Origin of the sequence: Cryobacterium glucosi, from assembly GCF_004402235.1 — a bacterium.
GTDB classification, from domain to species: domain Bacteria; phylum Actinomycetota; class Actinomycetes; order Actinomycetales; family Microbacteriaceae; genus Cryobacterium; species Cryobacterium glucosi.
This window is the reverse complement of record NZ_SOFS01000035.1, coordinates 34,638-45,388: the sequence shown is the minus strand read 5'-3', so window position 1 is coordinate 45,388 and position 10,751 is coordinate 34,638. Positions and strand designations below refer to the sequence as shown.

General features: G+C 70.7%; 9 protein-coding genes. 4 read left to right on the top strand and 5 right to left on the bottom strand.

Features of this window, described 5'->3' with window-relative positions; genetic code table 11:
- Positions 1 to 58: 58 nt before the first annotated feature.
- Positions 59 to 1,243, bottom strand: coding sequence for an FAD-dependent oxidoreductase (locus E3O46_RS15000; RefSeq protein ID WP_134561998.1), 1,185 nt, complete (start codon positions 1,241 to 1,243; stop codon positions 59 to 61).
- Between the two features lie 206 nt (positions 1,244 to 1,449).
- On the opposite strand from E3O46_RS15000, the gene E3O46_RS14995 reads away from it, so the two are divergent.
- Together E3O46_RS14995 and E3O46_RS14990 are read left to right on the top strand one after the other, a co-directional pair.
- Entirely contained in the window at positions 1,450 to 2,826 is a 1,377-nt protein-coding gene (locus E3O46_RS14995; RefSeq protein WP_134448195.1) for an L-serine ammonia-lyase, read from the top strand.
- Positions 2,827 to 2,934: 108 nt separating this feature from the next.
- Positions 2,935 to 3,444 carry a LysM peptidoglycan-binding domain-containing protein gene (locus E3O46_RS14990; RefSeq protein ID WP_134561997.1) on the top strand — a complete coding sequence of 170 codons (510 nt, stop codon included), beginning with the start codon at positions 2,935 to 2,937 and terminating at the stop codon, positions 3,442 to 3,444.
- A 427-nt stretch (positions 3,445 to 3,871) separates the two neighbouring features.
- Here E3O46_RS14990 and E3O46_RS14985 read toward each other — a convergent pair whose 3' ends face one another.
- Together E3O46_RS14985 and E3O46_RS14980 are read right to left on the bottom strand one after the other, a co-directional pair.
- On the bottom strand, positions 3,872 to 4,924 hold the full coding sequence (locus E3O46_RS14985; RefSeq protein ID WP_134561996.1) for a Gfo/Idh/MocA family protein: 1,053 nt from the start codon (positions 4,922 to 4,924) through the stop codon (positions 3,872 to 3,874).
- A 104-nt stretch (positions 4,925 to 5,028) separates the two neighbouring features.
- Positions 5,029 to 7,527, bottom strand: a complete 2,499-nt coding sequence (locus E3O46_RS14980) for a DEAD/DEAH box helicase (protein WP_134561995.1) — start codon at positions 7,525 to 7,527, stop codon at positions 5,029 to 5,031.
- Between the two features lie 149 nt (positions 7,528 to 7,676).
- Here E3O46_RS14980 and E3O46_RS14975 point away from each other — a divergent pair, with 149 nt between their 5' ends.
- Together E3O46_RS14975 and E3O46_RS14970 are read left to right on the top strand one after the other, a co-directional pair.
- Positions 7,677 to 9,278, top strand: a complete 1,602-nt coding sequence (locus E3O46_RS14975) for a molybdopterin-dependent oxidoreductase (RefSeq protein WP_134561994.1) — start codon at positions 7,677 to 7,679, stop codon at positions 9,276 to 9,278.
- Positions 9,279 to 9,457: 179 nt separating this feature from the next.
- The gene (locus tag E3O46_RS14970) at positions 9,458 to 9,847 is read left to right on the top strand and encodes a TraR/DksA family transcriptional regulator (RefSeq protein ID WP_166787332.1); all 390 of its coding nucleotides are present in this window, start codon (positions 9,458 to 9,460) and stop codon (positions 9,845 to 9,847) included.
- A gap of 30 nt (positions 9,848 to 9,877) precedes the next feature.
- Here E3O46_RS14970 and E3O46_RS18450 read toward each other — a convergent pair whose 3' ends face one another.
- Positions 9,878 to 10,237, bottom strand: a complete 360-nt coding sequence (locus E3O46_RS18450; protein ID WP_174774597.1) for a DUF202 domain-containing protein — start codon at positions 10,235 to 10,237, stop codon at positions 9,878 to 9,880.
- A gap of 150 nt (positions 10,238 to 10,387) precedes the next feature.
- A complete protein-coding gene (locus tag E3O46_RS14960) occupies positions 10,388 to 10,747 on the bottom strand; it encodes a YidH family protein (protein WP_134448184.1) in 360 nt (119 codons plus the stop codon).
- Between the last annotated feature and the right edge of the window lie 4 nt (positions 10,748 to 10,751).

The following is a 10,751-nucleotide window of genomic DNA, read 5'->3' as shown; positions in this document are numbered from 1 at the left end:
CGCGAGCGCGGGTGCCGCGCGGGCTGGTCGGGCAGGGGCGCGCGTGGCGCCGCGCGGATCAGCCGCGGGCGAGCCAGCCGCCGGGGCCAGCGTTGGGCGTTCGGGACAGGGCGAAGCGGGGCGGCGCGGCTGCAGCATCCGTGGCCAGGTCCGCGAGGATCCGCCCGACCGTCGGCGTGAACTTGAACCCGTGCCCGCTGAAGCCGGCGCCGACCGTGACCGGTCCGACCCTGTCGAGCACGAAGTCCTCGTCTGCCGTGGTCGTGTATGTGCAGCTGACCGGCTCGAGGACGTCGGCGTCGGCACCCGGCAACCACTCGCGCACGTAGCGCTGCAGGGCCGCGAGCTGCACGGGCTCGGGCAGGAAGCTGCGTCGGTCCGGATCGGTGACCGGACCGACACCGTGCCAGCCGGCCTTGATCCCCTCTCCCGGGGTGCGCATGCCGTAGACCGGGGAGTACCAGTAGCCGTACCGCGGGTCCGTGGTGTCGCGGGCGTGGTTGAAGCCGGGCCAGTCCTGGGCCGCCGCGTCGCGCTGGGCGAAGTGCGCCGGCTGCTCCTGAGTCACCCGAAGCCGCGGCACCGCGAGCACCCCGGTGAGCAGGCCGGAGGTCCACGCGCCGACCGTGACGACGACGTGTCGCGCTTCGATGACGCCGGTCTCCGTCGTCACGCGCACCCGGTCGTCCCCGAGCACGTCGACCCGCAGCACCCGCACACCGTTCCGAACCTCGGCCCCTGCTGCGGCCGCGGCCGCCTGCAGTGCCGCCACCGCAGCATCCGCGTTGATGCGCCCGGCGTCGGGGTTGTGCAGCACCCGGCCGTCGAAGCGGATGCCCGGCCAACGCTCCCCCGCCGCCTCCGGAGTGAGGAACTCGGCTCCGAGCCCCGCTGAGCGGAGCGCATCCGCGACGGCGTCGAACGCCGGGTTCGGCCCATGGTTGACCACGCCGACCTGGTCGAAGACCGCGGCCCCCGACTCGGCCTCGAGCTCGTGCCAGAGCGGCACGGCCTCCGCGAGCATGCCGACGTAGGTGGGATCGGCGTACGCGGTGTTGAAGTTGCGCGATGCGCCGTGCGAGGCGCCGTTCTTGTGGCCCGGCTCGAAGCGCTCGAGGAGGAGCACGGGGTGTCCGCGCCGCGCGAGCAGCCACGCCGTCGCCGACCCCATGGCCCCGCCGCCGATGACGACGGTGTCGACGCGCTCGACGGGGGCGGTGTGCACAACTGATCCGAGGCTCATGCGCCCATCCTGCCAGCCTGCGCGGGCACCGGCCCAGCCCGCGAGTCGCTCGGCGTCACAGACCGGCTGAGGTGTCGCAGATCGACGTTCCCCGGCCCAGGGAACGTCGATCTGCGACACCTCAGCACCGGCCGGGCGAGCCGACACCCGGACAGGGCGACCGCGCGCCCCCGGACGCGGGCGGCCGACGCGCATACGATGGACGGATGTCCGCGTATGTCTCGGCCCTCGATCTGTTCTCCATCGGGATCGGCCCCTCCAGCTCCCACACGGTCGGCCCGATGCGGGCCGCCCGCGCCTTCGCCGCCCACCTCACCGAAAGCGGCCGGCTCGGCGAGGTCACCCGGGTGAGCTGCTCGCTCTACGGTTCGCTCGGCTCGACGGGCCTCGGCCACGGCACTCCCGACGCCGTCCTCGCCGGTCTCACCGGCTTGCACCCGGAGACCTGCGACCCTGCCGCCGTCCACGGATCGTGGGCCGACCTGGACGAGGGCGCAACGCTGCTCCTCGACGGCCGCCACACGATAGCGGTCGAGCGCGGCGACATCCGCTTCGAAGCGCGCACCAGGCTGCCCGGCCACCCCAACGCGCTCACCCTGCAAGCGTGGTCGGCGACGGATGCCCTCCCCCTGTTCGAGGAGACCTGGTACTCGATCGGAGGCGGCTTCATCCGGCGCGAGGGCGACCCCATGGTTCCGCCGACGACCTCTCCCCGGCCGATGGACTACGACTCGAGCGCCGAGCTGCTCGCACTCTGCGATGCCCGCGGGGTCGACATCGCCGCGATCGCCCGCGAGAACGAGGAGTCCATCCACGGGGCCGAAGCCCTCGACGCCGGGCTCGACGCGATCTGGGACGCGATGCACGTCTGCGTCGAGGCCGGATTGGCCACGGCCGGCACCCTTCCCGGGGGCCTCAAGGTCAAGCGCCGTGCCGCCGCCATTCGCATGCAGCTCGAGGAATATGAGCTGCTGCCCCTGCGCGAGCGAGACACCTCGACCGAGTGGCTGCACGCCTTCGCCCTCGCGGTCAACGAGGAGAACGCCTCCGGAGGCCGCGTCGTCACGGCACCGACCAACGGTGCGGCGGGAATCATCCCGGCCGTCGGGCACTACTACCTGCGGTTCGTCCCTGGGGCGAACGCCGAGGGCATCCGCCGCTACCTGCTCACGGCGGCCGCGATCGGATCCCTCGTGAAGGCCAACGCCTCCATATCCGGCGCGGAAGGCGGCTGCCAGGCCGAGGTCGGATCAGCGTGCGCGATGGCCTCCGGCGCGCTCTGCGCGGTGCTCGGCGGCACCCCGCGCCAGGTCGAGAACGCCGCCGAGATCGCGATGGAGCACCACCTCGGTCTCACCTGCGACCCCGTCGGAGGCCTCGTGCAGGTGCCGTGCATCGAGCGCAACGCGATCGCGTCGTCGACGGCGGTCTCCGCTGCCCGCCTCGCCCTGCACGGCGACGGCACCCACCTCGTCTCCCTCGACACCGTCATCGAGACCATGCGCCAGACCGGCCTCGACATGATGACGAAGTACAAGGAAACGAGCGAGGGCGGTCTCGCCGTCAACGTGATCGAATGTTGACCCGACCAGCCTAAACTGGGCAGGCACACGCGATACGGATGTCGGGCGCAGCCCTTTCGTTCCCCTGTCGCGCCGCATTCATCACGTTCACGGCATTCCGGGGGTCTCATGCGTATTCGGTCGTCCCAGCACTCATTCCGGGCCGCGGGCCCATCCACCGCGATCCTGGTCTCCGGGATCCTCGTTCTCGGCCTTTCCGGGTGCGCGGCGGCTCCGGCGCCTGCGGTCGTCACGGCCACCGTCGTCGTCACCCAGACACCGACTCCCACGCCGACGCCCACCCCGACGCCCGTGGAGGTGCCGCTCATCCCCAACCCGCCGAAGGGATCGGCACCCACGACAACCCCGAACGCCGCTGCAATCCCCGTCGCGCCGATTCCGGAGGGGCCTGCGACCGATCTGGGAGCGACAGCGGGCGCCGAGGGATCCGCCGCGTCAAACGGCGCCGGCGCACTCCAGACCTACACGGTCGTCGAAGGCGACGACTTCTTCGCGATCGCGCAGCGCTTCGACGTGCCCGTGCAACAGCTCCTCCGGATGAATCCGTCGGTGCCCGGCCTCGGCGAGGACATCTACATCAACGACGTCATCAACCTCGACTGGACAACGAAGCGCTAGTCACACGCCATTCCCGGCGCACGCGCATCAGATTCCCCGCGGATCGCTCCACAGCCCGCACGCGCCTGCCCGGCAGCTTCGTCCGGCAGGGTGGAACCGGCGCCGATACCCGGTCGCCGGGAGGCCGGGAAACGGCACCTCTCGTTCAGTCAATCCACACTGCTCGTTCATCTCGGTGAACGAGAGTACAACCAGTCCCAACGTGTTGGGGCGCTGAAGCCGACCGGCATCGGTCGGACCGGAAGAACGTGATGCGCGGGCGAGCACACGGTTGCCCGGTCCGGCCGGGGCCGGTCGCTTGCTTTAAGCGGGCATCCACCGCACCGAGCGCGGGTGTTCCGCCGGTGCGCGCGTGGTCGACCACGCGCGGAGCGGCGCAACACCAGCGCTCGACGTCGACGTTCGACCGCCCGGCGAGCGGATGCCGCTAACGGGTCTGGCGGAAGATCCGCTCGATGATCCCGACCACGCGCAGCGAGTCCTCCGGGTCGACGGGAGCGGGCGCACCGCGCAGCAGCGCGTCGGCGAGTCCCCGGTAGAAGGCCGCGTAGTCGCCGGGTTCGGTGGGCACCGCGTGCTGGGCGCCGTCGAGCCCGAGCATGCCCCAGGCCGACTCGTGCTCGATACCGAAACCGGCATCCGTCGGAAGAGCACCGGCGGCAAGGGTGGCCTCCTGGCCGTCGAGGCCCCACTTCGTGTACCCCGATTCAGAGCCGAGCACGTGGAAACGCGGCCCGACCTGGGCGGCGGTCCCGTTCATCCACAGGTGCGATCGCACCCCGGAACCGTGGTGCAGCGACACGAAGGTGTCGTCGTCGGCGTTCCCGCCGGGCACGCGGGTCGCGATCTCTGCGTAGATGTCATCGACCGGCCCGAAGAGCTGCAGGGCCTGGTCGATCAGGTGCGCGCCGAGGTCGAAGAGAATCCCGCCGCCCTCACGGATGCCGGCGCTCGCCTTCCAGGCCTTGGCCGACGGTGTCGGGCGCCAGAACTCGAACCGCGACTCGAAGTGCCGCACCTCGCCGAGGGCGCCCTCATCGATGAGCGCCTTCAGGGTCAGGAAGTCACCGTCCCAGCGCCGGTTCTGGAACACGGTGAGCAGCAGGCCGAGGCGTTTGGCCTTCTCGATGAGCCCCTGGCCTGCGATGCTCGTGGGAGCGAACGGCTTGTCGATGACGACGGCGAGGCCCGCGTCGAGCGCGGCATGGGCGAGTGCGACGTGGCTGCCCGGCGGGGAGCCGATCACGACGAGGTCGAGGTCGTCCGCTGCGGCGAGGAGCTCGTCGACGGTGTGCATAAGGCGCACACCCGGATAGGTCTCTGCCGCCTGCTGGCGCCGCACGGGGTCGCCCGTGACGATCGCGTCGAGGGAGAATTCTGGGTTCGCGGCGAGGAACGGGCTGTGGAACACCCTCCCGGAGAGGCCGAAGCCGATCACGGCGGATCGGATCGGACGGGCGATGTTGTCGGCTGCACTCATGCTTCCACGCTACTCCGCGGGGCACCCGCCGCCCGCCGCCACCGCGCTCCAAGCACCAGGTACGGTCTGCACCAGGTAAGGTCTACACCAGGCACGGGCCGACCTTAGAGCCGATTGACCGCCGTGACCCGGACGTGCGCGGCGCCGAGGTCGTCCGATTCGGCGAGGTCGATCGTCGCGCTGATCCCCCAGTCGTGATCGCCCTCCGGGTCGTCGAGGATCTGCCGCACGGTCCACTCCGTTGCGCCCTCGTCGAGGATCAGCATGCCGGACCCGCGCGCGTTGGCGTCGGTGAGGACCTCGTCGTGTTCGGCGAAGTATCCGTCCATGGCGTCTCCCCAGGCATCCGCCGTGAAGCCGTGCTCGCGGTCGAGCTCGCCGAGCGCGTCGTAGTTCTCGAGCGCCGCGAGCTGAACGCGCCGGAACAGCTCGTTGCGCACGAGGATCCGGAAGGCGCGCACGTTCGTGGTGAGCCGACGCGGGGGCGGCGGCAGCACGGACACGGCGCCCTGCTCGTGCGCTTCGAGGTCGGGGTGGATGAGCTCCTCCCACTCGTCGAGGAGGCTCGAGTCGACCTGGCGCACGAGTTCGCCGAGCCACTCGATCAGGTCGAGCAGGTCCTCTGTCTTGGCCTCGTCCGGGATGGTCTGCCGGGCGGCCCGGTAGGCGTCGGACAGGTAGCGCAGCACGACGCCCTCTGAGCGAGCGAGCTTGTAGAACGCGATGAACTCACCGAACGACATCGCACGTTCGTACATGTCGCGCACGACCGTCTTGGGGCTGAGCTCGAAGTCCGCGATCCAGGGCTGCGACTCCTTGTAGGTCGTGAAGGTGTAGGTCAGCAGCTCCTCGAGGGGCTTCGGCCAGGTGATCTCCTCGAGCAGCGCCATCCGCTCGTCGTATTCGATGCCCTCGCGCTTCATCGCGTTGACAGCTTCGCCGCGGGCCGCGAACTGCTGGCCCATCAGCACCGGACGCGGGTCGTCGAGGGTCGCCTCGACGATCGACATCATGTCGAGCGCGTAGGTCGGCGACTCCGGGTCGAGCAGGTCGAACGCGGCGAGCGCGAACGGCGAGAGCGGCTGGTTGAGAGCGAAGTTCGGCTGCAGGTCGACGGTCAGGCGGATGTCCCCGCTCGCGCTCTGCTCGACGATCCCGGCCGCGCGCAGCGTCTTGTAGATGCCGAGGGCACGGCGGGCGTGCGCGAGCTGGCGCTTCCACGGCTCGTGGTTGTCGAACACGAGCTCGTAGACGTGCGCGAAGGCGTCGCCGCCGCGGCCGATCACGTTGATCAGCATCGCGGCGGTCATCTGCATGCTCGAGTGCAGTGTCTCCGGCTCGGCGCTGACGAGGCGCTGGAACGACGGCTCGCCCCAGGACACGAAGCCCTCCGGCGCCTTCTTGCGGATGATCTTGCGCTTCTTCTTGGGGTCGTCCCCGGCCTTCTCGATCGCCTTGAGGTTCTCGGTCTCGTGGTCGGGGGCCTGGATCACGACGGTTCCCGCGGTGTCGTACCCGGCCCGGCCGGCGCGCCCGGCGATCTGGTGGAACTCGCGGGCGTTGAGCTGGCGCATCTTGACGCCGTCGTACTTGGTCAGGGCGGTGAAGAGCACCGTGCGGATCGGCACGTTGATGCCGACTCCGAGGGTGTCGGTGCCGCAGATCACCCGGAGCAGGCCGCGCTGGGCGAGCTGCTCGACGAGTCGGCGGTACTTCGGCAGCATGCCGGCGTGGTGCACGCCGATGCCCATCCGGATCAGCCGCGAGAGGGTCTTGCCGAAGCTCGTCGTGAAGCGGAACTCGCCGATCAGTTCGGCGATCGCTTCCTTCTGCTCCTTGGTGGCGACCTTGACGCTCGAGAGCGCCTGCGCGCGTTCGAGGGCGGCGGCCTGGGAGAAATGCACGATGTAGACGGGCGCCTGGCCGGTCTTGAGCAGGTCCTCGACGGTCTCGTGCACCGGCGTGGTCTCGTAGTAGTAGTTGAGCGGGACCGGGCGTTCGACGCCCGTGACGACCGCGACCGGCCGGCTGGTGCGGCGGGCGAGGTCGTCGGCGATCTCGGTCACGTCCCCGAGGGTCGCGCTCATCAGGATGAACTGCACCCGGGGCAGCAGGAGAAGCGGCACCTGCCAGGCCCAGCCGCGGTCGGGGTCGCCGTAGAAGTGGAATTCGTCCATGACGACCTGGTCGACCTGGGTGTCCTCGCCGCTGCGGAGGGCGAGGTTCGCGAGGATCTCGGCCGTGCAGCAGATGATCGGGGCGTCCGAGTTGACCGAGGAGTCCCCCGTCATCATCCCGACGTTCTCCGCGCCGAAGATCTCGACGAGGGAGAAGAACTTCTCGCTCACGAGCGCCTTGATCGGCGCGGTGTAGAAACTGCGCTTGCCCGCGGAGAGCGCGGCGAAGTGCGCTCCGACCGCGACGAGGGACTTCCCGGTTCCGGTCGGCGTGCTCAGGATCAGGTTCGCCCCCGAGACGATCTCGATGAGCGCCTCCTCCTGGGCGGGGTACAGCGAGAGGCCCTGGTCCGTCGCCCACTCTTCGAATGCCGCGAACAGGGCGTCGGGATCGGTGACGGACGGGAGGGCGCTCAGAGTTGCCATGATCCTTCGATCCTGCCCTATCGCGCTGGCCGTTGCCTGCGGAGGGGGCGGAGGACGGGCAAGCGACGGCTGGAGACTCTGGCGAAAACACCAGCGAATCGTAAGGAATGCGCGGGCGCGCCCCGGTGCGGCCGCCTTAGGCTGAACGGATGACCGGCCCCGACGCGCGCACGCCCTCCCCTGGTTCCCGCGCGCGCCGGACGTGGACCCGCAGGCCCACCGTGCTCGCGGCCCTCGCCGGGATCGCGGCCGCCCTCGCCGGTCTCGGCGCCGCCGAACTGGCCGCTGCGCTGCTCGCGCCGGCCGGCAGTCCGGTCCTCGCCGTCGGCGCCCTCGTGATCGACCTCGTGCCCGGCTGGGTCAAGGAACTCGTCATCTCCCTCTTCGGCACGAACGACAAGGCCGTGCTGATCGTGACCCTCGCCCTCGGCGCAGCGGTGCTCGCCGCGGCCGCCGGGGTGCTCGAACTCCTGCGCCCGCCGGTCGGGCGCGTGCTCACGGTCGCGGCGGGCGGACTCGCCGTGTTCGCGGTGCTCAGCAGGTCGAGCGCTTCGACCCTCGACGCCCTTCCCTCCGTCGTCGCCATGGTCGTCGCGGCCGTGCTCCTGACCGTGCTGATCACCCGGCTCCGCGCCGAGACGGCTCCCGCGCCCGCGCACACCGCACCGGGCGGCGCTGACGTCGACCGTCGCCGCTTCCTCGCCTACACGGGCGCGAGTGCTGCCGTCGGCGCGGTCGCCCTCGTGATCGGCCAGGTCGTGTCCGCCGGCACCCGGGCAGCGGATGCCGCCCGCGCGCTCTTCACCCTGCCAGCGCCGTCCGTCACGGCGCCCGCGATCCCGCCAGCGGCATCCGTCGCCGTTGACGGCATCTCGCCGCTCATCACCGCCAATGCGGACTTCTACCGGATCGACACCGCACTCCAGGTGCCCAGGATCGACCCGAGCACGTGGAGGCTCAAGGTCACCGGAATGGTCGAGAGCGAGGTCGAACTGAGCTTCGCCGACCTGCTCGCCCTGCCCCTCGAAGAGAGCACGACAACGCTGATGTGCGTTTCGAACCCGGTCGGCGGCGACCTGATCGGCAACGCGACGTGGCTCGGATACCCGATCAGGAACCTGCTCTCCCGTGCCGTGCCGACCGCGGGCGCCGACATGGTGCTCTCCCGCAGCCAGGACGGCTGGACCGCGAGCACCCCGCTCGAGGTCCTCACCGACACGGGCCGCAACGCGATCCTCGCGGTCGGCATGAACGGCGTCCCGCTCCCGCTCGAACACGGCTACCCGGTGCGGATGGTCGTGCCCGGCCTCTACGGCTACGTCTCGGCCACGAAATGGGTCGTCGAACTCAACGTCACCCGGTTCGACCAGCACACCGCGTACTGGACGGACCGCGGCTGGTCCGAGCGGGGCCCGGTCAAGGTGTCCTCCCGGATCGACGTGCCGCGCTCGGGCGCCAGGGCCGGAGCGGGCACCGTGACCGTCGCGGGTGTCGCGTGGGCCCAGCACACCGGCATCCGCGGGGTGGAAGTGCAGGTCGACGGCGGCGCCTGGGCCGAGGCGACCCTCGCCACGGCGATCTCGGCCGACACCTGGCGCCAGTGGACCTGGTCCTGGCCTGCGACGGCCGGTGCACACACCCTCCGGGTCCGGGCGACGGATGCCGCCGGCCTCGTCCAGACGGATATCAGGCAAGACGTCATCCCCGACGGTGCGACGGGTCTCGACGAGGTCAGCGTCACGATCGCATAGGGGTCGCGGTTCCCCCCCGCCACTCCATCGGCCACTCCATCCGCCCTCCCCCGGCGCCGGTTCGAGCACGTTGTGCACCAATGCGCAAGCCCCGAGACAGCCCGGAATGCCGGGCGTATTCTCGTCAGAACATTCTGGCTGCCCGTTCCACGGGTGGCCTCAGCGCGAAAGGACCAACCATGCGCACCCACGCCAACTTCACCGCCGCAGAACTCCGTCGCTTCGAGCGTCTTCTCCTCGAAGAACGCCACGACGCATTCCTGGCCAAGGGCCGCATGGACGAGACCCTCTCCGGGGTGCTCGACGCCCGCAACAGCGGAACCGACGACGACGAGCACGACCCCGACGGCCCGACGCTCACGATGGAGTGGTCCCGGATGTCGGGCGTGCACAGTGAACTCGTCGCGAAGTCCGCAGCGATCGACCGTGCGCTCGCCCGGATCCACGAGGGCACCTATGGCCTGTGCGTGCGCCGCGGTGAGCTGATCAGCCGCGAACGGCTCGAGGCCCGTCCTGCCGCGGAACTCTGCATCGACTGCGCCCGCGAGATCGAGGCCGGAGCGCGATAACAGCACCGGCGAAGAAACCCCCGGCGTTCGTCACGCCGTGACGACCCGTCCCACGACGCACAGCACGGCGAGCAGGCCGAGCGCACAGGTCGCGGCGGCGAGCGCCGCGAACGGCCACGCACCACGGGAGGCGAGCGTTGCGGAGTCCCGCAACTCGGCGTGCACTCGCCGGTAGCGGTAGCGCACGCCGATGTACGCGGCAAGGGCGAGCGCGAGCCCGGCCGCGCCGAAGAACACGGCCACGACCCCCACGAGCGGTGCCGCGAACCGCACCCCGGCCGCCACGGCGACGGCGAGCGCGAGCACCGTGCGCTGCCACGCCAGCAGGGTCCGTTCGGGTTGCAGTCCGGGATCGAACGGATGCTCGGCGCCCTCCGGTACCTCCGTCACGACCCCGCCCGCCGGCATCCGCTCACCGGAACTGACCGCTGTTCACGAGACTGCGCCCCGTCAGAGGGCTGCGCCCCTTCACAGGACTGCGCCCCGTCAGAGGGCTGCGCCCCTTCACAGGACTGCGCCGCTTCACGGGGCTGCATCGCTTCACAGAAACAAGCCCGCGAAGATCAGCAGCCCGCCCACGACGATTCCGACGGCGAGAACACCGGACAGCGCTGGGGCCGGCAGTGGCCGGTCCTCGCGGAGGGCGCGTTCGATCCGGCTCCAGTTCAGCCACGCGTGCACGGGAGCCAGCAGCCCGAGCACCAGGAAGACGACGGCCGAGGCGACCCGGAAGTCCCCCCGGATCGGCAGCTCGAGCACCTCGAGGGCGACGCCGACCGCGAGGAGGGCGAGCGAGGTGCGGATCCAGGCGAGGAAGGTGCGCTCGTTGGCGAGGCTGAACCGGGGGTCCGGTTCCCGGCCGTGTCCGTAGACCGACCGGGGAAACCGTCCTTCGGGCATCTGC

Coding starts and splice junctions, on each gene's coding strand:
- E3O46_RS15000 (WP_134561998.1), bottom strand. CDS start 1,243: ATGAGCCTCGGATCAGTTGTGCACACCGCCCCCGTCGAGCGCGTCGAC.
- E3O46_RS14995 (WP_134448195.1), top strand. CDS start 1,450: ATGTCCGCGTATGTCTCGGCCCTCGATCTGTTCTCCATCGGGATCGGC.
- E3O46_RS14990 (WP_134561997.1), top strand. CDS start 2,935: ATGCGTATTCGGTCGTCCCAGCACTCATTCCGGGCCGCGGGCCCATCC.
- E3O46_RS14985 (WP_134561996.1), bottom strand. CDS start 4,924: ATGAGTGCAGCCGACAACATCGCCCGTCCGATCCGATCCGCCGTGATC.
- E3O46_RS14980 (WP_134561995.1), bottom strand. CDS start 7,527: ATGGCAACTCTGAGCGCCCTCCCGTCCGTCACCGATCCCGACGCCCTG.
- E3O46_RS14975 (WP_134561994.1), top strand. CDS start 7,677: ATGACCGGCCCCGACGCGCGCACGCCCTCCCCTGGTTCCCGCGCGCGC.
- E3O46_RS14970 (WP_166787332.1), top strand. CDS start 9,458: ATGCGCACCCACGCCAACTTCACCGCCGCAGAACTCCGTCGCTTCGAG.
- E3O46_RS14960 (WP_134448184.1), bottom strand. CDS start 10,747: ATGCCCGAAGGACGGTTTCCCCGGTCGGTCTACGGACACGGCCGGGAA.